Annotated in this window: 22 protein-coding genes, 1 tRNA gene and 3 pseudogenes; 11 read left to right on the top strand and 15 right to left on the bottom strand. The window is 63.6% G+C overall.

Features of this window, described 5'->3' with window-relative positions; translation table 11 throughout:
- Positions 1–213: 213 nt before the first annotated feature.
- The 7 genes from ASD28_RS26880 to ASD28_RS26850 form a co-directional block, all read right to left on the bottom strand.
- Positions 214–951, bottom strand: a complete 738-nt coding sequence (locus tag ASD28_RS26880; protein ID WP_056136103.1) for an ABC transporter ATP-binding protein — start codon at positions 949–951, stop codon at positions 214–216.
- Positions 948–1,715, bottom strand: coding sequence for an ABC transporter ATP-binding protein (locus ASD28_RS26875; protein WP_056136101.1), 768 nt, complete (start codon positions 1,713–1,715; stop codon positions 948–950). The genes ASD28_RS26880 and ASD28_RS26875 overlap by 4 nt, the downstream gene beginning before the upstream one ends.
- Complete coding sequence (locus ASD28_RS26870) at positions 1,712–2,917, bottom strand: ABC transporter ATP-binding protein (protein ID WP_056136099.1); 1,206 nt, start codon at positions 2,915–2,917, stop codon at positions 1,712–1,714. Before ASD28_RS26870 ends, ASD28_RS26875 begins: the two co-directional genes overlap by 4 nt.
- Before the next feature lie 11 nt (positions 2,918–2,928).
- The gene (locus ASD28_RS26865; protein ID WP_056136098.1) at positions 2,929–3,858 is read right to left on the bottom strand and encodes a branched-chain amino acid ABC transporter permease; all 930 of its coding nucleotides are present in this window, start codon (positions 3,856–3,858) and stop codon (positions 2,929–2,931) included.
- A 215-nt stretch (positions 3,859–4,073) separates the two neighbouring features.
- A complete protein-coding gene (locus tag ASD28_RS26860) occupies positions 4,074–4,616 on the bottom strand; it encodes an adenine phosphoribosyltransferase (protein WP_056136096.1) in 543 nt (180 codons plus the stop codon).
- Between the two features lie 4 nt (positions 4,617–4,620).
- Positions 4,621–5,565: a 4-hydroxy-3-methylbut-2-enyl diphosphate reductase gene (gene ispH, locus ASD28_RS26855; protein ID WP_056136093.1), complete on the bottom strand. Its 945-nt coding sequence runs from the start codon at positions 5,563–5,565 to the stop codon at positions 4,621–4,623.
- Between the two features lie 19 nt (positions 5,566–5,584).
- Complete coding sequence (locus ASD28_RS26850) at positions 5,585–6,040, bottom strand: peptidylprolyl isomerase (protein WP_056136090.1); 456 nt, start codon at positions 6,038–6,040, stop codon at positions 5,585–5,587.
- Positions 6,041–6,226: 186 nt separating this feature from the next.
- Between ASD28_RS26850 and radC the strand changes: the two are divergent.
- From radC to ASD28_RS26820, 6 genes and pseudogenes are all read left to right on the top strand, one after another.
- Positions 6,227–6,905 (top strand): annotated as a pseudogene (gene radC / locus ASD28_RS26845) (DNA repair protein RadC).
- A gap of 14 nt (positions 6,906–6,919) precedes the next feature.
- On the top strand, positions 6,920–7,459 hold the full coding sequence (locus tag ASD28_RS26840) for an NADPH-dependent FMN reductase (protein WP_056136086.1): 540 nt from the start codon (positions 6,920–6,922) through the stop codon (positions 7,457–7,459).
- Between the two features lie 158 nt (positions 7,460–7,617).
- Positions 7,618–7,854 (top strand): 50S ribosomal protein L28, encoded by a 237-nt coding sequence (rpmB, locus tag ASD28_RS26835; protein ID WP_025511730.1) that lies wholly within the window; start codon positions 7,618–7,620, stop codon positions 7,852–7,854.
- Positions 7,855–7,867: 13 nt separating this feature from the next.
- Positions 7,868–8,035 carry a 50S ribosomal protein L33 gene (rpmG, locus tag ASD28_RS26830; RefSeq protein WP_029755886.1) on the top strand — a complete coding sequence of 56 codons (168 nt, stop codon included), beginning with the start codon at positions 7,868–7,870 and terminating at the stop codon, positions 8,033–8,035.
- A gap of 136 nt (positions 8,036–8,171) precedes the next feature.
- On the top strand, positions 8,172–9,281 hold the full coding sequence (locus ASD28_RS26825) for a hypothetical protein (RefSeq protein WP_056136083.1): 1,110 nt from the start codon (positions 8,172–8,174) through the stop codon (positions 9,279–9,281).
- Positions 9,282–9,423: 142 nt separating this feature from the next.
- Entirely contained in the window at positions 9,424–9,702 is a 279-nt protein-coding gene (locus tag ASD28_RS26820) for a hypothetical protein (RefSeq protein ID WP_056136080.1), read from the top strand.
- 12 nt (positions 9,703–9,714) lie between these two features.
- On the opposite strand, the gene ASD28_RS26815 is transcribed toward ASD28_RS26820, so the two are convergent.
- The 6 genes from ASD28_RS26815 to ASD28_RS26790 form a co-directional block, all read right to left on the bottom strand.
- Positions 9,715–9,951 carry a hypothetical protein gene (locus tag ASD28_RS26815; RefSeq protein ID WP_082577219.1) on the bottom strand — a complete coding sequence of 79 codons (237 nt, stop codon included), beginning with the start codon at positions 9,949–9,951 and terminating at the stop codon, positions 9,715–9,717.
- Between the two features lie 191 nt (positions 9,952–10,142).
- Positions 10,143–11,354 (bottom strand): fatty acid desaturase, encoded by a 1,212-nt coding sequence (locus ASD28_RS26810; protein WP_056136074.1) that lies wholly within the window; start codon positions 11,352–11,354, stop codon positions 10,143–10,145.
- 151 nt (positions 11,355–11,505) lie between these two features.
- Complete coding sequence (locus tag ASD28_RS26805; RefSeq protein ID WP_056136071.1) at positions 11,506–12,843, bottom strand: mechanosensitive ion channel family protein; 1,338 nt, start codon at positions 12,841–12,843, stop codon at positions 11,506–11,508.
- 9 nt (positions 12,844–12,852) lie between these two features.
- Positions 12,853–14,154: an RsmB/NOP family class I SAM-dependent RNA methyltransferase gene (locus ASD28_RS26800; protein ID WP_056136068.1), complete on the bottom strand. Its 1,302-nt coding sequence runs from the start codon at positions 14,152–14,154 to the stop codon at positions 12,853–12,855.
- An 18-nt stretch (positions 14,155–14,172) separates the two neighbouring features.
- Positions 14,173–14,784 carry a phosphoribosylglycinamide formyltransferase gene (purN, locus tag ASD28_RS26795; protein ID WP_056136065.1) on the bottom strand — a complete coding sequence of 204 codons (612 nt, stop codon included), beginning with the start codon at positions 14,782–14,784 and terminating at the stop codon, positions 14,173–14,175.
- Positions 14,785–14,848: 64 nt separating this feature from the next.
- Entirely contained in the window at positions 14,849–15,298 is a 450-nt protein-coding gene (locus ASD28_RS26790; RefSeq protein WP_049809485.1) for a barstar family protein, read from the bottom strand.
- 387 nt (positions 15,299–15,685) lie between these two features.
- Between ASD28_RS26790 and ASD28_RS26785 the strand changes: the two genes are divergently transcribed.
- The 4 genes from ASD28_RS26785 to ASD28_RS26770 all read left to right on the top strand — a co-directional run bounded on the left by ASD28_RS26785 (position 15,686) and on the right by ASD28_RS26770 (position 19,033).
- The gene (locus ASD28_RS26785; RefSeq protein ID WP_056136062.1) at positions 15,686–16,207 is read left to right on the top strand and encodes a glycine zipper 2TM domain-containing protein; all 522 of its coding nucleotides are present in this window, start codon (positions 15,686–15,688) and stop codon (positions 16,205–16,207) included.
- A gap of 132 nt (positions 16,208–16,339) precedes the next feature.
- Complete coding sequence (locus ASD28_RS26780; RefSeq protein WP_056136059.1) at positions 16,340–17,128, top strand: hypothetical protein; 789 nt, start codon at positions 16,340–16,342, stop codon at positions 17,126–17,128.
- Between the two features lies 1 nt (position 17,129).
- Positions 17,130–18,902: a GspE/PulE family protein gene (locus ASD28_RS26775; RefSeq protein WP_056136056.1), complete on the top strand. Its 1,773-nt coding sequence runs from the start codon at positions 17,130–17,132 to the stop codon at positions 18,900–18,902.
- A gap of 55 nt (positions 18,903–18,957) precedes the next feature.
- Positions 18,958–19,033 (top strand) — tRNA-Lys (locus ASD28_RS26770).
- Between the two features lie 79 nt (positions 19,034–19,112).
- On the opposite strand, the pseudogene ASD28_RS26765 reads toward ASD28_RS26770, so the two are convergent.
- Positions 19,113–19,370, bottom strand: a pseudogene (locus tag ASD28_RS26765) (tyrosine-type recombinase/integrase); the annotation flags it as partial.
- Between the two features lie 232 nt (positions 19,371–19,602).
- Here ASD28_RS26765 and ASD28_RS26760 point away from each other — a divergent pair.
- Positions 19,603–22,068 carry a type VI secretion system Vgr family protein gene (locus ASD28_RS26760; RefSeq protein WP_056136051.1) on the top strand — a complete coding sequence of 822 codons (2,466 nt, stop codon included), beginning with the start codon at positions 19,603–19,605 and terminating at the stop codon, positions 22,066–22,068.
- Here ASD28_RS26760 and ASD28_RS32355 read toward each other — a convergent pair.
- Positions 22,031–22,231, bottom strand: a pseudogene (locus ASD28_RS32355) (IS481 family transposase); the annotation flags it as partial. The gene ASD28_RS26760 and the pseudogene ASD28_RS32355 overlap by 38 nt on opposite strands.

Here is a 22,231-nt window from a genome sequence, read left to right as displayed (position 1 = left end):
CACAGCGCTGCTTCCTCCTCCCAGGAAGCCGAACGGCCCGGACCGCGCAAGCGGTTCCGGGCCGTTTGTTTTGTTGGCGCCTACTCGTCGTTCCCGGACTGGCCGTCCGCCTTGGCGGGAACCCAAGTTTGTTAGCTTCTCGATAGCGCGAGCAAAATTGGGTCCCCGCCTGCGCGGGGAGTCGTTTCCGGCAATGCCGGGAACGACGTCCGTTCATTCCCCTAAGTACGCCGCCTGCACCCGCGGATCGTGCAGCATGTCCTGCGCATTCCCCGTCATCGTGATCGCACCGGACTCCATCACATAAGCGCGGTTCGCCGCCTGCAGCGCCAGCTTCGCGTTCTGTTCCACGAGCAGGACGGTGATGCCCCGCTTCGACACGTCGCGGATCACCTCGAAGATCTTCTCGACCATGATCGGCGCAAGACCCATCGACGGCTCGTCCAGCAACAGCAGCGTGGGATGGCACATCAGCGCGCGCGCCATCGCCAGCATCTGCTGCTCGCCGCCGGACAGCGTGCCGGCCAGCTGGGTGGACCGCTCCTTCAGGCGCGGGAACACGGTGTACCACTTCTCGATGTCGGTCTCGATCGCCGCCTTGTCGTTGCGCGTGTACGCGCCCATCAGCAGGTTTTCGTGGATGGTCATGCGCGTGAACACGCCGCGGCCTTCCGGCACCATCGCGAGCTTCTGCTCGACGAGCTTGAACGACTTGGTGGCGTGCTGCGTCGCGTTCAGCGCCTGGCCGAGATAGGCGATCGTGCCTTCCACCTTGCACGGCGGGAGCGTGCCCGTGATGGCTTTCAGCGTGGTCGTCTTGCCCGCGCCGTTGGCGCCGATCAGCGTGACGAGTTCGCCACGGTCGACCTCCAGGTCGATGCCCTTGACGGCCTTGATGCCGCCATACGCCACCTTCAGGCCCGAAATTTTCAGAACGTTATCGGGCTTCAAGCGGCACCTCCGAGATAGGCCTCGATGACGGCCTGGTTCTTCTGGATCTCGGCCGGCAGCCCTTCCGCGATCAGCTTGCCGTACTCCAGCACCGAGATGCGGTCGCACAGCCCCATCATGAGTTTCACGTCGTGTTCGATCAGCAGGATCGTGATGCCCGCGCCCTGGATCTTGACCAGCAACTCGCGCAGCGCGACCTTTTCCGTCGCATTCATGCCGGCCGCGGGCTCGTCCAGCGCGAGCAGCTTTGGTTCCGTCGCCAGCGCGCGGGCGATTTCCAGGCGGCGCTGGTCGCCGTACGACAGGAAGCGCGCCGTGCGCTGGGAAAATTGCCCGATGCCGACGAAGTCCAGCAACTCCTGCGCGCGGGCGCGGATCGCGGCCTCTTCCCGGCGCGCGGCGCCGTGGCGGAAGATGGCGCCGAACACGCCCTGGTGCGTGCGCACGTGGCGTCCCACCATCACGTTTTCCAGCGCGGACATTTCACCGAACAGGCGGATGTTCTGGAACGTGCGCGCGATGCCCGCCTTGGCGACGGCATGCGGCGCCGATGGCGAATACGGCTTGCCGTCCAGCTCGAACGTGCCCGTGTCCGGTTGATACAGGCCCGTGATCACGTTGAAGAACGTCGTCTTGCCGGCGCCGTTCGGGCCGATCAGGCCATAGATCTGGCCTTTCATGATCTTGATGCCGACGTCCGTCAGGGCCTGCAGGCCGCCGAAGCGTTTATTGACGCCGGAGATATTCAGCAGGATGTTGCTCATGCCTCGCTCTCTTCCTCTTTGGCGATGGCCGCATTGGGGCGGTCTTCCTTGACCGGCGACGGCCACAGGCCCGCCGGACGGTTCAGCATGATCAAGACCATGGCCAGGCCATACAGCAGCTGGCGCAGCACCTCGGCCTCGATGACGACCTTGCCGAACAGCGCCTGCTGCGCCGGCTCGACGACATGGCGCAGCACTTCCGGCAACGCGGCCAGCAGCACGCCGCCCAGCACGACGCCGGGGATGTGGCCGATGCCGCCCAACACGACCATCGCCAGCACGGCGATGGATTCCGTCAGCGAGAACGATTCCGGAGAGACAAAACCCTGGAAAGCCGCGAACATGGCGCCCGCCACGCCGCCGAACGACGCGCCCATCGAGAACGCGAGCAATTTGACGTTGCGGGTGTTGATGCCCATCGCCTTCGCGGCGATCTCGTCTTCGCGGATCGCGACCCAGGCGCGGCCCAGGCGCGAATGCTGCAACCGGCTCGTCATGAAGATCGTCACGATGCACAGCAGCAGGAACAGGAAGTAATAGGCGTTGACGGACGGGATGCCGAAGCCGCCGATGTACACCGTCGCGCGCGAGCCCGCCTCGCCGGCCAGCGACACGCCGAAGATCCGGATCGGATCGATCAGGTTGATGCCTTGCGGGCCGTTGGTGAAATTGATCGGATCGTTCAGGTTGTTCATGAAGATCCGGATGATCTCGCCGAAGCCCAGCGTGACGATGGCGAGGTAGTCGCCGCGCAGCTTCAGCGTCGGGGCGCCGAGCAGCGCGCCGAACAGCGCGGCCGTCAACCCGGCCAGCGGCACGACGAACCAGACGGACAAATGGATACCGTTGGTGCGCACGTCCTCGCCGAAGGTGCGCACGATGGCATCCTGCAGTTCGGGGTGGTAGTTCACGATGGATTCCAGCAGCGCGGCGAACTGCGGCGACGCCAGCAGGCCCGTCAGGTACGCGCCGACGGCGAAGAACGCGATATAGCCGAGGTCGAGCAGGCCGGCGAAGCCCACGACGATGTTCAGGCCCAGCGCCAGCATGATGTACAGCAGCGCCATGTCGAGGATGCGCACCCACGAGTTGCCGAACTGCGCGGCGGCGAACGGGAAGATGAGCATCACGGCCAGCAGCACGGCCATGCTGGCGTACGATTGCCGCGGCTTGTTGGCGGTGTCGAAAGTCAGGAGAGACATGGGCGATTTCCTTACGCGCGGTCGGCCACGCGCTCGCCCATGATGCCGGACGGACGCACGGTCAGCACGAGGATCAGCACGATGAACGCGAAGATGTCCTGGTAATGGCTGCCGAGGAACCCGCCGGTCAGGTCGCCGATGTAGCCGGCACCGAGGCTCTCGATGATGCCGAGGACGATCCCGCCGATCATGGCGCCGTAGATATTGCCGATACCACCCAGCACGGCCGCCGAGAACGCCTTCATGCCCGGCACGGTGCCCATCGCGAACTGGATCGATGCGTAATTCGCGCCCCACATCACGCCGGCGACGGCCGCCAGCGCGGCGCCGATGGCAAACGTGGCGACGATGACGCGGTTGGAGTCCACACCCATCAACCCGGCCACGCGCGGATTCTCGGCGACGGCGCGCATCGCGCGGCCCATGCGGGTCTTCTCGACGAGGAACACGAGGCCGACCATCGCGGCGGCGGCCAGCACGAGCAGCAGGATCTGCGTGTGCGAGATCACGGCGCCACCGACATTGACCGGGTCGGACGACAGCAGTTGCGGGAACGGCAGCGGGCTGCGGCCCCAGATCATCATGGCGAACGTCTGCAGCAGGATCGACACGCCGATCGCGGTGATCAGCGGCGCCAGGCGCGGCGCGTTGCGCAGGCGGCGGTAGGCGATGCGTTCGATGAGGACGTTCACGAGCATCGTGACGGGGATGGCGCCGACGATGGCGATGGCGAGCTGCACGCCGCCGGGCAGGCCGGGGAAGACGCCGTCCAGCAATTTCAGGATCGACAGGCCGACCATGGCGCCGATCATCAGCACGTCGCCGTGGGCGAAGTTGATCAGGTTGAGCACGCCGTAGACCATCGTGTAGCCAAGTGCGACGAGCGCATACATGCTGCCCAGCACCAGCCCGTTCAGGATCTGTTGGACAAAAGTTTCCATGCTTGTGTGGTTTCCTTTCGAACTAACAAAAACGGCACCCGTGGTACGAGTGCCGCTAGCCAGGCAACATAATTCCGCGCGTCATCATAACATCGGAATCGTCGTTCCCGCGAAGGCGGGAACCCAAGTGCAGCGTGACGGCATGCAAGCTTGGGTCCCTGCCTGCGCAGGGAGTTGTTTCCGGCAATGCCGGGAACGACGGTTTTGGGGCTGACTTACACGTCGCGCAGGGTCACCACCGGCATGGTCAGGTTGCGCTGGTCCTTGAAAAACGCGACGTCGAACAGGGCGGCGGCGCCGACCACGTCCTTGCCGATGCGGCGCAGCAGCGTGGCGGCCGCCTCGATCGTGCCGCCGGTCGCCAGCACGTCGTCGACGATCAGCACGCGCTGGCCCTTGATGCGCTCCGGCTGGATCTCGATCGTGGCGCTGCCGTACTCGCGGCGGTAATCGATGCCGATCGCGGCGCCCGGCAGCTTGCCCGGCTTGCGCGCCATGGCGAAGCCGATGCCGCGCTGGTACGCGAGCGCGCCCGCGAGCATGAAGCCGCGCGCGTCCATCGCGAGGAGGAAGTCGACGTCGAGGTGGGCCGTGCGTTCGGTCAGCGCGTCGATGGCGAGCTGCCAGTGGGTCGGGTTGTCGAAGACGCAGCCCACGTCGATGAAGTTGACGCCCGGTTCCGGGTAATCCTGGAAGAATTCCAGCGGAACGGTGTCGAAACCGGAGGGCGAGCGCGGGCGCAGGTCGAATACGTTCATTGGATCAGGCCGCGGCCTTGCCGCCGTCCAGGCCCTTGGGCAGCGGGAACGTGACGTTCTCTTCGACGCCCTCGAGCGCGCGCACGCTGGCGGCACCCAGGTCTTTCAGGCGCTCGATGACGGCTTGCACGAGCACTTCCGGGGCCGACGCACCGGCCGTGACGCCGATGCGCTTCCTGCCGGCGATCCAGGCCGGATCGATGCCGGCGGCGTTGTCGACCATGTAGGCCGGCGTGCCCTTCTTTTCCGCCACTTCGCGCAGGCGGTTCGAATTGGAGCTGTTCGGGCTGCCGACGACGATCACGACTTCCACCTGCGGCGCCATGAATTTCACGGCTTCCTGGCGGTTCGTCGTCGCGTAGCAGATGTCGCCCTTCTTCGGCTCCACGATGTTCGGGAAACGGGCCTTCAGCGCGGCGATGATCTCCGCGGTGTCGTCGACGGACAAGGTCGTCTGCGACACATAGGCCAGCAGGTCGGGATTGCCGACGTTCAGTTTCGCCACGTCGTCGACCGTCTCGACGAGGTGCATGCCCTCCTCCGCCTGGCCCATCGTGCCCTCGACTTCCGGGTGGCCGGCGTGGCCGATCATGACGATTTCGGCGCCCTGCTTGCGCATCTTGGCCACTTCCACGTGCACCTTGGTGACCAGCGGGCAGGTGGCGTCATAGACCTTCAGGCCGCGCGATTCGGCTTCCTCGCGCACGGCCTTCGACACGCCGTGCGCGGAAAACACGAGCGTGTTGCCGGCCGGGACGTCGTCCAGGTCTTCGATGAAGATGGCGCCCTTGTTGCGCAGGTCGTTGACGACGTAGGCGTTGTGGACGATTTCGTGGCGCACATAGATGGGCGCGCCGAACTGCTGCAGGGCACGCTCGACGATCTCGATCGCACGGTCGACGCCGGCGCAAAAGCCGCGCGGCTGGGCTAACAGGATCTCGTTGTCCATGGTTCGGTGATGGCTGTGGTCAGAGTACGGAAATCAGCTGGACTTCGAACTTCAGCGGCTGGCCGGCCAGCGGGTGGTTGAAGTCGAACACGGCGTCGTCGGCGCGCATCTCGCGCAGCACGCCGGCAAAGCGGCCGCCGCCCGGCGCGCGGAAGTCGACGAGGTCGCCGACCTGGTAATCGGCATCCGGTTCCGAGTTCTCGTCCAGGGTCTTTTTCGTCACGACCTGGATCAGGTCGGGATTGCGCTCGCCGAATCCTTCAGCGGCGGTCAGGTCGAACGTCGTGTGCGTGCCTTCGGCCAGGCCGAGCAGGCGCTGCTCCAGGAACGGGGCGAGCTGGCCCTGGCCCAGCAGCAGGGTGGCCGGGGTGCTGCCGAAGGTCGTGACGATGTCCTTGCCGTCGGCGGTGGCAAGACGGTAATGGAGGGTCAGGTACGACGATTCGGTGACGACGGGAGCGTTAGTGGAGGACATTGTTGCGTGTTCGGTTGACGTGCAAACCGCTATTGTAAGCCACCTGTGCCCGTCCCGCCTCAGCCGTCGTGATTTCTGTCGTCGATCTGTTGCACTTGCAAAAACGTTACGATGACGGGCTTGCGCAGGCCCAAACCACCCTGTTCCCGTCGCGCGAATAATGCACGATCTTGCATGGAGGGTCGGATGGGAATCGAAGACTGGCCGGAGCAGACCCGGCCGCGCGAACGGCTCGTGCGCGAGGGCGCGCAGGCGTTGTCGGATCCGGAACTGCTGGCGCTGCTGCTGCGCGTGGGCGTGCGCGGCAAGAGCGCGGTCGAGTTGGGCCGCGACATCCTGCAACACTTCGGCTCGCTGCACGGCCTGTTCGGCGCGACCCTGGGCGATTGCGCCGAGGTGCACGGCCTCGGCATGGCGAAATATGCGCAATTGCAGGCCGTGATGGAACTGGCCCGGCGCGCCATCGCCGAGCAATTACAGGCGGGCGAGGCGTTCGGCTCGCCCGAACTCGTCAAGCGCTACCTGCGCATGAAGCTGGGCGGCCAGCGGCACGAATCGTTCGTCGTCCTGTTCCTGGACGTCAAGAACCGCCTGATCGCCGACCGCGAACTGTTCCGCGGCACGCTCACCCAGACGAGCGTGTATCCGCGCGAAGTCGTCATCGAAGCGCTGGACTACAACGCGGCCAGCGTGATCCTCGCGCACAACCACCCGTCCGGCCTGCCGGAGCCGACCGAGCGAGGCCGACCTGCGCCTGACGGGCGCCCTCGTCAAGGCGCTCAGTCTCGTGGACATCCGTGTGCTCGACCATTTCATCGTGGCCGGACCGCTCGTGCATTCCTTCGCGGAGCATGGACAGATCTGAGCTAATATGCGCCGATGTCCCTCCAACTCCTCGCCCTCTGCGGCAGCCAGCGCGCCCGCTCGATGAGCGCCGGCCTGCTGCGCGCCTGCCGCGACCTCGCGCCCGACGGTGTCGCCATCCACCTCTTCGAACACCACCTGGATTTCCCGCTGTTCAGTCCCGAGCGCACCGAGATCCCTGCCGGCGTGCTGGCCCTGCAGGAGGCGATCACGGCGGCCGACGCCCTCCTCATCGCCAGTCCCGAATACGCGCACGGCGTCACGGGCACCATCAAGAACACGCTGGACTGGGTCGTGAACCACGCGCCGTTCGCGGGGAAGCCGGTCGCCGTGCTGAATCCGTCGTATCAGTCCTTCCACGCGGACGAGGCGCTGAAAGAGACGCTGCGCACGATGTCGGCCGACCTCGTCCTCGACGCCTGCCTGCGCATCCCCGTCATCGGCTCCCGCGTCGAGCCGGACCGGATCGCGTCGGAACCACGCTTCGCGGCGCCGATTACGGCCGCCCTGCGGGCGCTCGTTGCGCATATCGGACGCGCGAATAACAGTGTGTAAACAAGCCCTTACGAAGCAAACATTGCGAGAATTCACGATTGTTAAATCTCGTCGATTCATTTATTAACAATTTTTTTCCGCAAGTTGTTGATTACTCGACGGTTTTCAAGCTATACTCTCGTTTTTCCGATTGTGGAAGTTTATTCAAGGAGTGCGCTATGGCACGTGTTTGCCAAGTTACTGGCAAGGGTCCGATGGTTGGCAACAACGTCTCCCACGCCAACAACAAAACCAAGCGTCGTTTTCTGCCGAACCTGCAGAACCGCCGCATCTTCGTAGAATCCGAAAACCGCTGGGTCTCCCTGCGTATTTCGAACGCCGGCCTGCGCGTCATCGACAAGCTCGGCATCGACGCTGTGCTGGCCGATATGCGCGCCCGCGGCGAGAAAATCTAATTAGGGAGTCATCATGGCAAAAACTGGCCGCGACAAGATCAAACTGGAATCGACCGCAGGTACCGGTCACTTCTACACCACGACCAAGAACAAGCGCACGATGCCGGCGAAGATGGAAATCACCAAATTCGACCCGAAAGCTCGCAAGCACGTGGTCTACAAAGAAACCAAGATCAAGTAATCTGGTTCTTTCAAAAAAAGCCGCCCACCTCACCGTGTGCGGCTTTTTTGTTTTTCTGTGCCATTGATTGGGGTCATTTGATCCACTCTCCCGCGTCGTTATAGTCGATCGTCCACCTTCGCTGGAGAATCGACTTATGTGGCACAACCTGTGGCCTACCCGACTGTCGCTCCTGCCTGCCCTGGCCGCCCTTGCCGGCCTCGCCGCCTGCTCCACGCCCTACCGCCCTCCCGCCGTCGTGCATGGCAGCGCGACCTTTCCCGGCATTGCCAGCAGCGTCGCGGAAGCCGGCACGCGTCCCGTCGACGTGCTCCTCGTCCACGGCATGTGCACCCACGATACGGCCTGGGCCGAGCGCCAGATCGACCGCATCACGGGCATCGTCGAAGCGCACGCGCCGACACCTGCCAGCACCGCGGCTGCGCCGCGCGTGGAAGTCGTCGAGCGCACGCGCAGGCTCGCCGGCGGCACGGTCCGCTTCCACGCCCTCGTGTGGTCGCCGCTGACGGCCGGGCTCAAACACCAGCTCGACGTCGACATGACCGGCACGCCGACGGATTGCACCGCGGCCGGCGCATGCAAGCCGAAGCGCGCGTCGCTGAACGGCTACGTCAAGGACAACCTGCTGAACGATTGCCTGTCCGACGCCGTCATCTACCAGGGCGAAAGCCACGTCGCGATCCGCGATGCGATGGTGCGGACGATCGCGCAGGTGCTCGAGCAGGATCCCGACAGCGAGGCGCCGCTCGTCGTCGTCGCGGAAAGCCTGGGCAGCAAGATGCTGTTCGACGCCCTGAGCGCCATGCTGGAATCGTGGCAACCGCAGACGCGGGCGCTGGGCCAGCAGGCAGCGCGCCGGCTGGGACTGCTGTTCATGGCCGGCAACCAGTTGCCCATCCTGGGCCTGGCCGAGCAGTCGGCGGCGGCACAGCGGGCGATCGCCACGCAAGACGCGTTGCAGCGCTTCCTGGACTTGCGCCGGCGCCAGCCCAACCGCCGCGCGGACACCCTGCAGCGCCTGGCCGTCGTCGCCTTCACCGATCCAAACGATTTGCTGTCCTACCGCCTGCTGGCCGCCCGCTACACGGCGCCGGACGTGGCCGTGGCGGACGTGCTCGTGTCAAACGACAGCACGTGGCTGGGCTTGATCGAAAACCCGGTGACGGCGCACCTGGATTACCTGGCAAATCCGGACGTCGGCACGATGATCGCTTGCGGCTATCCGTCGGTAGCGTTCTGCCGCTGAGCGTCCGACGAACTGCCGTGCGCCCGCCCGTGACGGATGCGCGTAGAGTCGAATAGCACCAGCACCGCCCCATGCCATCTCGATGACGCGCATAGAGCGCCTTCAGGCCAGGCCCGGAAACGGGATATGAATCGAGAGCATCATGAAAGAGTCCAGACCGTCCAATACCTTTCGCGGATTGCCGCTCACATCCGAGCAGGACAGCGAAATCCGGCACTATATCCACATCAAGGAACGCAGCGGCATCCCGTGGGACACGCCTGAACTCGCCGCCATGCTGGCGGACATGCTGGATCCGCCCGAGCTGGCCGCCGAGGAGCGCCAGTCGATCGACGACAGCATGCGGGCCGAACATGCCACCGCGCAGGAAGGCGCCGACGCCGAGCTCCTGTCGCCCGAGTCTGGACGGGACGCCACCTAGTGCGGGCGCCGCCTATCGCCCGGACTCGTCCGGCGGCGAAGGCGTGATGGCTTCCGAAATCGATTGCTCCGGGCTGAGCCGGCGGCGCAAGTCAGGGCGGGTCAGCACCCGGTGGATAACCTGGAGCGGAACGTGTTTGTGTTCCATGTAGCGTTGGGCGAGGTCCGCGTTACGAACATAAAGGATGTTCAGACCGCGCGCGACGGCGTTTGCGGTCGCTTCGTCTGAACGGCGTTGACGCTCTATCATGACAGGTTCTCCGGACTTGGCAGGACACGCCCGATTGACGCCGATACCCTCCCTCTCGGCGATCATACGCGCGCGCTGTTCGATGCACCAGCCATTTCAGGCACCGCCGCCGATCAGGCCCCGGAAAAGAAAACACCCCTGCACGAGGGGTGTCTGTCATGGGCCGGCCATGCCGGCCATGTCATGCCTGCTTACGCATAGCTGCGCAGGCGCATCGAAAACTCTTGCAGCGCCTTGATGCCCGACGCTTCGGCGCGGGTGCACCAGTCCTGCAGCTGGTGCAGCAGCTGGTCGCGGGTCGAGTGCGAGCGTTCCCAGATCGCGCCCAGTTCCACGCGCATCTGGTGCATCGTTTCCAGGGCTTTGCTGTGCTGGAACAGTTCGACCAGCTGGGCCTGTTGCGGCGCCTGCAGCTTGGCCGGCTCGCGCTGCATCAGCTTGCGCGAGCTCTTCAGGAAGCGGGATTCCAGCTCGGCCTTTTGCTTCAGGTGCTCCACTTCTTCGCGGAACGCGTACTTGACGGACTTGGCATATTTCGCCATCACGTCGTAGCGGTTGGCGATGACGGCCTGCAGCGTGTCGAAGTCGGCTTCCAGCTTGTTCTTTTGCAGTCTCGGCTTCGGAATGGTCTTCTTGACCTTGGCCAGGCCCACCATTTCCATCATGCGGATGTACGCCCAGCCGATGTCGAACTCGTACCACTTGCTCGACAGCTTCGCCGACGTGGCGAACGTATGGTGATTGTTGTGCAGCTCTTCACCGCCGATGATGATGCCCCACGGCATGATATTCCGGGCCGCATCGTTGCAGTCGTAGTTGCGGTAGCCCCAGTAGTGGCCGATGCCGTTGATGATGCCGGCCGCCGTGATCGGGATCCACAGCATCTGCACGGCCCAGATCGTGATGCCGGCAACGCCGAACAGCGCGACGCTCAGCGGCAGCAGCATCGATACGCCCAGCCAGCTGTACTTCGTGTACAGGTTGTTCTCGATCCAGTCGTTCGGGCAGCCGTGGCCGTACTTGTCCAGCGTTTCCTGGTTCTTCGTTTCGGCACGATACAGCTCCGCGCCACGCAGCAACACTTCCTTGATGCCGCGCGTCACCGGGCTATGCGGGTCGTCGACCGTCTCGCACTTGGCGTGGTGCTTGCGGTGCACTGCAGCCCATTCCTTGGTCACCTGGCCCGTGGTCAACCACAGCCAGAAGCGGAAGAAGTGGCTCACGATCGGATGGAGGTCCAGCGCGCGGTGCGCCTGGTGACGGTGCAGGTAAATCGTCACGCCGGCGATCGTGATGTGCGTGACGACCAGCGTGTACACGACCATCTGCCAGACCGACAGGTCGAACAGACCGCCGTCCAGGAAGGACAGCACGGCGTGCAGGATGTTGCTGAGAAAATTCATCGATACTCCACTAAGGATGAGAAGAATGCCGTTCTTTCTATGGAACAGTCATGATGGCAAGAGTGTCACGCTTTAATGTGTGACGCAAAGATGCATTTTACGCGTAACCGGTGCCGCACGGCACGCCGTGACGCAATCGACGCGCTCCCGGCTAAGAATTCTGCGCCGGCTGCGTGATCCGCGCCACAACCGATGCTATATGGGAGTCGAGGAGGCGGGTATCAACAGATGGAAAGCCCAGTTTGACGGTACCGGACTGCACCAGCGCATACACCTTTTTATTGATTTCCGAAACGACACCGCCCTGCCCGTTCTCCGGATCGGCGATCCAAAAACCCAGGTCGAGCTCGTAGCCGTCGGGACCGAAGCGCGACAGCGAAATGCCGGGCGCCGGATCTTCCAGCACGCGCGGCGTGCCGACGGCCTGCGCCACCAGCAACGGCATCACCTGCTCCAGGTCGGAACCGTACGCGACCGTGATCTTCGTCGATGCACGCACCCTGCGCGTCGTCAGCGACTGGTTCTGCACCGGGCCGGAAATGAGTAACTCGTTCGGCAACACGGTCTCGACGCCGTCCAGGCCCTGCAACACGGTGTAGCGCGTGTTGATCTGGGTGACCTTTCCTGTGAACGTGCTGACCGTGATCATGTCGCCGATGGACAGGCTCCGTTCGAGCAGGATGATGAAGCCGGACACGTAGTTGCTGGCAATCCGCTGCATACCGAGACCGAGGCCGACGCCCAGGGCGCCGCCGAACACGGACAGCACGGTGAGGTCGATGCCGACAAGGTTCAGACTCAGCAGCACGGCGCCGACGATCATCAGCGCGCGGCCCAGGCGCGCCAGCGCCACCCGCAGCGAGCTGTGCAGCGCGTGCACGCCCATCAGCCGCTCTTCCAGCGCGGCGCCGGCCCACAGGGCCAGCATCAGCATCACGACGACGGACGCGACGGCCTGCGCGATGTCGGCCAGGGTGACGCTGTTGGATTTCTTCGGACCGAACTGGATCTTGTAGCTGTCTAGGAAATCGAAGATATCCGGCCACAGGCCCGTGATGTACAACGCCACCGCGAGCCATGCGACGAGCGCGAAGATCTTTTCGAACGTGACGAGCGTCTGCCCCAGCTGTCCGCGGCGCGCGAACACGCGGCGCAGCAGGTAGAACACGAGGCGGATGGCGGCCAGCGACCAGAACACGGGGATCGCCACCTTGACGATGTTCGTGTGGAAGTGGGTTTTGGTCAGCACCACCTGCGCCAGGTACAACAACCCGACGACGAGCAGCGGCGCCACGACGCGCGTAAAACTTTCCACGCCCGTGTGCAGCAGGCTGCCGTCCTCGCCGCGGCGGCGGCGCCACCACAGGCGGACCAGTTGCGCGCTGAGCCAGCCGAACAGGATCGAAGCGACGATGGACCCGAGCTGCCACGGCATGCCGGGGCGGCTCAGGTCGTCGAACAGGTCATCGATCAGGTTGGTCAGCGGCATCGGCCCCAATTACTCCGAAGCAGCGTCTTCGTCGGACTCGTCGGCAACGGCCTTGGCGGGTGCGGCCTTGCGCTCCAGCACGGCGGCAAAGAAGCCGTCCGTGCCGTGCTTGTGCGGCAGCATCTTGAGGTAATTGCCCATCTCCAGCGGGATGCGCTGCTCGGCCAGGACCTTGTGCATCGGCACCAGTTCGAAGTCCGGGTGCGAGGCGAGGAAGCCCTGCACGATGCCCTCGTTTTCTTCGTCCAGCAGGCTGCACGTCGCATAGACGAGGCGTCCACCGAATTTCACGAGGCGCGCGGCGCCGTCCAGGATCGAAGCCTGTTTTTCCGTCAACTCCGCGATACCTTCCGGCTGCTGACGCCATTTCACGTCCGGATTGCGGCGCAGCGTACCCATGCCGGAGCATGGCGCATCGACGAGGACGCGGTCGATCTTGCCGGCCAAACGCTTCACTTTCGCGTCACGTTCGTGCGCGATGACGACCGGATGCACGTTCGACAGCCCGCTGCGCGCCAGGCGCGGCTTCAGCTTGGTCAGGCGCTTTTCCGACACGTCGAAGGCATACAGGCGGCCTGTGCTGCGCATGATCGCGCCGATGGCCAGCGTCTTGCCGCCGGCACCGGCGCAAAAGTCGACGACCATCTCGCCGCGGCGCGCGCCCAGCAGCTGGGCCAGCACCTGGCTGCCCTCGTCCTGGACTTCGATCGCGCCTTCCTTGAATAGAGGCAGGTTCTGCAGCGCCGGCTTTTTCCAGATGCGCAAGCCCAGCGCCGAGTACGGCGTCGGCTCGGCGGCGATCGGGGCGGTCGCCAGTTCGGCGATGACCTTGTCGCGGTCCGCCTTCAGCGAATTCACGCGCAGGTCCAGCGGCGCCGCCGTATTCAGCACGGCCGCCAGGGCCAGGGTCTCTTCCTCGCCATACTGGGCGACGAATTTGTCGTACAGCCAGTCGGGCAGGTTCGCCAGTTTCTTCGGCGGCAGCAGCGAACGGTCGATTTCCTTGATGCGCGTCAGCAGGGCCGTTTCGTCTTCCGACAGGCCGCCCAGCGAGTCGGCGCCGATGGCTTCGGCCATGCCGAGCACCGTGAGGCGGCGCATCGACGCGCCGGTACCGGCGAAATCGGTGAAGAACGATTTCTGACGCAGGACGGCATAGACGCATTCGGCGATGGCGCCGCGTTCGCGTCCGCCGAGACGGGGGTGGTCCTTGAAGTAGCGCGACAGGGTGACGTCGGCAGGGGAAGTAAAGCGCAGGATCTCGCGCAATACCTCTTCAGCATTGCCGAGTATCGCGGGTGGCAATCTCATGGGTGTTCCTTGGTGGATTCAGGGGGTCACGGCGATCCGGACCTCGCCGTTTTCGATGCTGAGCCTGTCTTCGATGAACAGGCGCACCGCTTTCGGATAGATGACGTGTTCCTCGGCCAGCAGGCGTTCGGCCAGGCTGTCTTCCGTATCGCCCGGCAGCACGGGGATGCGCGCCTGGATCACGGCCGGACCGTGGTCCAGCTCGGCGGTGACGAAATGCACGGTCGCGCCGTGTTCCGCCACGCCCGCGTCCAGCGCCTGCCGGTGCGTGTGCAGTCCGGGGAACAGCGGCAGCAGCGACGGGTGGATGTTCAGCATGCGGCCCGCGTAGTGCTCGACGAACGGCGCCGTCAGGATGCGCATGAAGCCGGCCAGCACGACGAGATCCGGATTGAACCGGTCGATCGTTTCCTGGAGGGCGGCGTCGAACGCTTCGCGGGTCGGGAATTCCTTGTTGGGGACGACGGCGGTCGGAATGCCGTGGGACGCTGCAAATGCAAGGCCCTTGGCGTCCGGCTTATTGCTGATCACGGCGGCGATACGGGCCGGCCAGGCTTCGGCCTGCTGCGCGCGCACGATGGCTTCCATGTTGCTGCCGCGGCCAGAAATAAGGATCACGATATTTTTCATAAGCGCGCATTGTAACCCGAGCCGATGGGCGGACCCAAGGAAGGAAATGACGGCAACGCCGCGCTTACTTGAAGGCGTGGGGGCCCACCCACCCCACGGGTTGGGGGGATTGCGGCTCTTCGAAGGAATAAAATACGCGGAACGGGACTTTTTTCTCGGCCCAGAATTCGGCCGCGTCGCGGAATACGTCGAGCAGGGTTTCGCGCGCTTCCTTGTCGAATTTTTGCGTATTCGGCAATTGGTCCAGCACGGCGATGAAACCGGGTTGCGGTCCGGCTTCGGCGATGACTTCGGTGAGGCAGTTGCGCAGCGCGTCGAAATTCTTGCTGCAGGGTTTGGGGAAGAAGAATTGCTCGCCGATGCGGGCACAGACCTGCTGCTTCGTCAGCGCATTCGTGCACAGGGCATAGAGAAAATGATGACCAAGGCGCATCGCCTCCTTCTGCAGCTCCGGTGCACGGTAAGCGCGGATGGACTGCACAAGATTCGGCGGTACTCTCATCAACAAACTCATTTTTTCCTCAAGTCACCCAGTCTGGTTCTGCTGCTCCAGCGCGCGGTGTTTGCGGAAGCGGCGGGTTTGTTCGCTTTCTCCTGGTCTGATTTCCACGCGCCAATAAAACCCCAAGTCTCCTAAGGGTAACGTTTTGTGGTAAGCGAATCAACCCGAATATGGACGAGCCGCTCACATTTGTAAAAAAAGACGAGTTTTTTCATCCATTGTTGACGCTTTTTCCACGGTTTTCTCCTCTGAACCAGGCGTTTTGGCGCGTATACCTGCTGTTACATTTTGTTGCCACACGGATCGGATATGAATGCCAACCAGCGCTAAGATTCAGTTGTGGGCGAAACGCCCTTGGATACCAACAGATCAGAAGCACCACCAAAACGAGGTATGAGCATGAACGTCAAAGCCAAACTGATTCTCTCCGCCCTGGGCGTGTGCGCCCTGCCGCTGGCCCAGGCACAGGCCGGCGATTTCGAGGACTTCGGCCGCGTGACGCGCGTCCAGCCGCGCATCGAGCAGGTGCGTACGCCGCGCCAGGAATGCCGTACCGACTACGTGCAGGCCCAGGTGCCGCAACAGCGCAGCCAGGCGGGCACCGTCATCGGCGGCATCGCTGGCGCCCTGCTGGGCAGCCAGGTGGGTGGCGGCAACGGTCGCGTCGCGGCAGCCGCGGCCGGTGCGATCGCGGGCGGCATGGTCGGCGACAACGTCGACAACAACGGCCGCAACTACGGCCCGCAAGTGCAGGAACAGGCCGTGCAGCGCTGCCGCACCGTCGACTCCGTCCAGGAGCGCACGAACGGCTACGACGTGACCTACGATTACCGCGGCCACACCTACACGACGGTCATGAACCGCGACCCGGGCAACCGCGTGCGCCTGCGCGTGTCGGTCGAACCGGATCAATACCAGTAATACTTCCGGTGCGGGGGACGTCCCCCTTCTCCGCACCGTCGGCTTCCTCCGCAGCGTCTGCTGCCATCCGCAGCGCTTCTTGCGCTGCGGATTCCTTCCCGCCGATAATAGGATGCTTCTTTCGCTCATCCTATGCTCATCAAACGCAAATCCATCGAACAGGCCGAATCGTCGCGCCGTCCCGCCCGCAAGCCCAAGTTTGCGCCCGTCACCCTGTCCGAACAGGACGGTGTGCGCTACCTCCATTTCGGTACCGAATGGGTGCAAGGTGCCATGCGCATCCGCAAGCCGGACTGGCCTGAACTCGAGTACGCTCAGCAGATGATGGCCTGGATGCTGTTCATCGACGACCCGCACACCATCGTCCAGCTTGGCCTGGGCGCTGCGGCTTTGACCAAGTTCTCGTATCGCCAGTTCCCGCAGGCGCAGGTAACCGCGGTGGAACTGAATCCCTCCGTGATCGCGATCTGCAATTCGATGTTCAAACTGCCGCCGGAAGACGAACGCCTGCGCGTACGCGAGATGGACGCGCTGGACTTCGTGCTCGACGAGGCCAACCACGACACGATCGATGCCCTGCAGTGCGACCTGTACGACGCCACCGCGCGCGGCCCCGTGCTCGACACGCCCGAGTTCTACCGGGCCTGCGACGCCTGCCTGACGGACCGCGGCGTCATGACCGTCAACCTGTTCGGCGACCACCCCAGCTTCGCGAAGAACATCAAGGCCATGCGCTTCGCGTTCGCCCACGTGATCTGCCTGCCGGAGGTCCACGACGGCAACGTCGTCGCGCTGTGCTTCAAGAAGAAGCCGGATCTCGACAAGGACCGCCTCGCCGCACGCGCCGCGCAGATCGTGGCCGCGACGAAGCTGCCGGCCAAGTCCTGGGTCAGGGGCATCGCGGCGGCCGGCGCGAACTGACATGCAAAAACCAAAGGCCCTCGACCTGCAAGCCATCTTTTCGTGGCTGCTGGCCGACGGCATCGTCGAGAAATCGACCGTCAAGCCGCACTTCGCCCAGGCGCAAAGCCTCCTCAAAAATGCGGTCGGGTCGATGCACCCGCTGACGGCGGTCGCGCAGTGCAAGATCGTGTCGGCAAAGGCTCCCCATAAACTGCTCACGCTGGACGTGCTCAGCGAATGGTGCGCCGGCAAAGTCGGCCTGCCCTTCTTCCGCATCGATCCGCTCAAGATCGATTTCACCAAGGTCGCGGACGTGATGTCGGCCAGCTATGCGGCGCGTTTCAATATCCTGCCGGTGGAATTGGGAGCGGGCACGCTGGTCGTCGCGACGGCCGATCCGTTCCGCACCGAATGGCAGGACGAGATCGCGCGCCTCTCGCGCCGCCGCATCGAGCTCGTGATCGCGAATCCGCTCGACATCGCGCAATACATCTCGCAATTCTTCAGCCTCGCGAAATCCATCCGCGACGCGAACAAGTCCAGCGGCCAGGACCTCGCCCTGCGCAACAACTTCGAGCAGCTGGTCGAACTGGGCAAGACGAATAAACAGGTCGACGCGAACGACCAGCACATCGTCAACATCGTCGACTGGCTGTGGAGCTACGCGTTCGAACAGCGCGCGTCCGACATCCACCTGGAGCCGAAGCGCGACGCCGGCGCGATCCGCTTCCGCATCGACGGCGTGCTGCACCAGGTGTACCAGGTGCCGGCCGTCGTGATGATCGCCATGACGGCCCGCATCAAGCTGCTGGGCCGCATGGACGTGATCGAAAAACGCCGCCCGCAGGACGGCCGCATCAAGACGCGCACGAACGACGGCCAGGAAGTCGAGCTGCGCCTGTCGACGATGCCGACGGCGTTCGGCGAAAAACTCGTGATGCGCATCTTCGACCCGGAAGTCGTCGTCAAGACGCTGCCGGAACTGGGCTTCCCACCCGACGACGCGGCACGCTGGGATGCGCTGACGAAGCGTGCGCACGGCATCATCCTCGTCACCGGTCCCACCGGCTCCGGCAAGACGACGACGCTGTACACCACCCTGAAGGCGCTCGCCACTTGCGAAGTCAACGTGTGCACGGTCGAGGACCCGATCGAGATGGTCGAGCCGTCGTTCAACCAGATGCAGGTGCAGCCGGGCATCGACCTGTCGTTCGCCGACGGCGTGCGCGCGCTGATGCGGCAGGACCCGGACATCATCATGGTCGGCGAGATCCGCGACCTGGAGACGGCCGAGATGGCGATCCAGGCCGCGCTGACCGGCCACCTGGTGCTGTCGACCTTGCACACGAACGACGCGCCGTCCGCCGTCATGCGCTTGCTGGAACTGGGCGTGCCCTACTATCTGCTGGAAGCGACCTTGATCGGCATCATGGCCCAGCGCCTCGTGCGCACGCTATGCCCGCACTGCAAGGCCGCGGACGGCGAACTGTCGGACGACGTCTGGCAGGCCCTGGGTGGCACCTGGAACCTGCCGAAGCCGACGACCGTGTACCGGCCGATCGGCTGCCCGGAATGCCGTCAGACGGGATACCGCGGCCGCACCGGCCTGTACGAACTCGTCACCGTGACGGAAAATTTCTCGCAATTGCTGCAGGAAAAGACGGACCTGGCCGCGCTGCGCCAGCAAAGCGTGGCCGACGGCATGAAACCGCTGCGCATCGCCGGAGCCTACAAAGTGGCCGAGGGCGTGACGACGGCGGAGGAAGTGCTGAAGTCCACCGTGGCGCACTGATTTACGTTACCTCTGGCGTAAATCAAAACGGCCCGCTATAATGCGTGCCTTCTTCGGGTCGTTAGCTCAGTTGGTAGAGCAGCGGACTTTTAATCCGTTGGTCGCTGGTTCGAGCCCAGCACGGCCTACCACGAATTTGCGGTATCAAATCAAGGCGTTACGAGTAATCGTGACGCCTTTTTTTGTGTCTGCAGCAGTCCGCTCTTCTACCTACTGTGCCGTACTTGTGACGCGCAGCAGTCCGTCTACTACCGCCGCGTGCCGCGCCATGTGTGCCGGCGCCAAGTGCGCGTACCGCCGCACCATTGCGGCTGACTTCCAGCCGCCCATCTCCTGCACGTCGTACGACGGCGTGCCGTTTTGGATCAGCCAACTGGCCCAGGTGTGCCGTAGGTCATGCCAGCGGAAGTCCGTTATGGTGGCCCGCTTCAGCGCATTGCGCCAGGCCTTCGTGTTCACGTACCTGATCGGCTGCCCCTGCTGGCAACCAAAGGAAAAATGTAGAACCCGCTCGTCAGCTCGCCTTGAGATCAATCAAGCTGAGCAAAATCAGCATGCGTGGCGAAAGTTCGCTGCAATGTCGCTGCCCATCGGGACAACAGCTCAGTTCCTTATTACTTAAAATCAAGGTCTCCCGAAAAGCGGTTGGTTACCTTAGCCGATGGAAATCTGATACCTGATAACCCATCGGAGGTAACACATGGGCGAAAGCCAAGCGATCGCGGCGGGAGCTGCGCTGTCGGCGTTCAGCCACGATGCGCAGCACGTCCGCCTGATGCGCCTGGAATTCCCCTACAACGACGGTCCGGATCGCATTCTCCTGCCGAACCGGCTCAAGGCGCACGAGGAAGTCTCGCGGTGCTTCCGCTTCGAGGTCGAACTCCTGTCGGACGACGCGCAGATTCCGCTGAAGGCGATGATGGCCAGGATGGTCACGATCTCGCTCGTGCGCAAAGACGGCTCGCTGCGCTACTTCAACGGCTATGTCACTGAATTCCGTTTCCTTCGCACCGACGGCGGCTTCGCGTTCTACCACATGGTCCTCGAGCCATGGCTGGCATTCGCCAAGCTGCGCAAGGACAACCGGTCGTTCCACAGCAAGAGCGTCATCGAATTGACCGAGCTGATCCTTGCCCACTACCGCCAGGCCGACTGGAATCCGGTCATCGTCGCTGAGTACCCGCGCATGACCTGCGCGAACCAGTACGACGAGACCGACTACAACCACCTCCACCGCCGCTGGGAAGAGCTCGGACTGCACTACTGGTACGAGCACCGGGCGGATGGGCACACGCTCTGGCTCAGCGACAGGAGCACGCTCGCCCAGCCCATCGACCCGACCGGGGTCGACGATTCTGGCGAAATTCCGTTCCGCGACAAAGCGGGCTCGCTCGAAGAGGACGGCATCCGCGAATGGAGTCCCGTGCGTCGCCTCGGATCAGGCCAGACGACCCTGGCCAGCTTCGACTACAAGAACCCTGTCGCGCAACGCTCGACCGCCGAGTCCCTGAACAACCAGGGCGACGTCTTCCCCTACGAAATCTACGAAGACACGGGCTCCTACGGTTTCCGCACCCATGACGAGGGCGAACAGCTCGCGCAGCAGCGCATGGGCGAGCGCGACGCGAACACGCAAACCTTCGAAGCCCGCGGCAACGATCGTACCGCCCAGCCGGGCCGGTGCTTCAAGCTTGCCGACCACTTCAGCGCCGAGCTGCGCGTTCCCAAGCGCGGCGAGCCGGCCCAGCCCAGCATCCGTGATCGCGACTACCTGATCCTCTCCGTCGACCACGAAGCCAGCAACAATTACCAGGCCGGGCCGGGCGCACCATCGAACTACGAGAACACGTTTCACTGCGTGCGCAAGGCTATCCGGTGGCGCCCGGGTCGTCACTACAACAGCCAGCCCTGCACTTATCACGGCATCCAGACCGCCATCGTGGTCGGGCCGGCTGGCGCCGAGATCCATTCCGACGGCTGTGGGCGGGTCAAGGTCCAGTTCCACTGGGACCGGCTCGGCAAATACGACGAGAACAGCTCGCCCTGGCTGCGCGTAATGTCGCCGGGCGCCGGTGTCGAGTTCGGGCATATTCGCCTGCCGCGGGTCGGCGAAGAAGTGGGCGTGGTCTTCGTCAACGGGAACATCGACCATCCGCTGATTCTCGGTGTGCTGTACAACTACACGCACATGCCGCCGTGGCAGCTGCCGGAGCAGCAGGCCCTGAGCGGTCTACGCAGCCGCGAACTGCAGTCGGGTGAAGGCAGCGGGCGCGGCAATCACCTGGTGCTGGACGATACCCCGGGCAAGATCCAGGCGCAGCTGAAGAGCGATCATCAGTGCAGCCAGCTGTCGCTTGGACATATTACGCGCATCGAAGACACTAGCGGGCGCAAGGATGCGCGTGGCGAAGGCTGGGAAATCGCGACCAATGCCTGGGGCGTGGCGCGTGCTGGCCAAGGCATGCTTATAACGACGGAAACACGGCCGAACGCCGCATCCCATATCAAGGATATGGGCGAAACGATTAAGCGGCTATCGACCGCAGCGGACTTACAGGAACAACTGGTCGGGTTAGCACAGCACTACGGCGCGCAGGAGAAGCAAGAACTTCAGCAAGAGGATACGGTTAAGGACCTTAAATCCCAGAGCCAAGGCATCCAGGGATGCGGCACAGGAAAGTTCAAAGAGTTGGCCGAACCACATCTGGTCGTCGCCAGTCCGGCAGGTATCGAACTGAGCTCTGCACAGTCCACTCACATCGCCAGCAGCCGTCATACGGCCATTACCAGTGGCAAAAGTTTATCGATTGCTAGCACTGAAGGACTGTTCGCAAGCATCGGCAAGACCTTCCGGCTGTTCGTGCACAAGGCTGGGATGAAGCTGATCGCCGCCGGCGGCAAGGTGTCCGTGCAGGCGCAAGAGGACGACGTGGAGATCATGGCCAACAAGGTGCTTGCGCTCTTGAGCGAGTCGGACTGGGTGACGATCAGGGGCAAGAAAGGGGTGAGGCTGCAGGGCGCTAATCATATGCTCGAAATTAGCGATCAAACGCAGTTCTTCACTTCATCGCCTGTTCTTTTCCACGGCAATCTTGAGACCTTGCCTTCGAAAAGTGTCGCTGTTGAGCCTAACTGTCGAGTCCCGTTTGATCGTAGACGCGTTTGATGAATAGTTCCGGCCGCTTCTTCTGCCATTCCTTGAGTGCCAGGACGGGCGTTTTGGCGTCAAGTGCGCGCTGCGGAATGTGGTGGTTGTACAGCTTCAAATAGTTCAGCAAGGTCGTCTCCAGGTCCGCCTTGCTGTCGAAACGCGTTTGCTGCAGCAGTTC

Origin of the sequence: Massilia sp. Root133 (assembly GCF_001426525.1) — a bacterium.
Taxonomy (GTDB): Bacteria; Pseudomonadota; Gammaproteobacteria; order Burkholderiales; family Burkholderiaceae_D; genus Telluria; species Telluria orientalis.
Note: the sequence above shows the minus strand (reverse complement) of the source record. Positions and strands in the feature narration are given on the sequence as shown.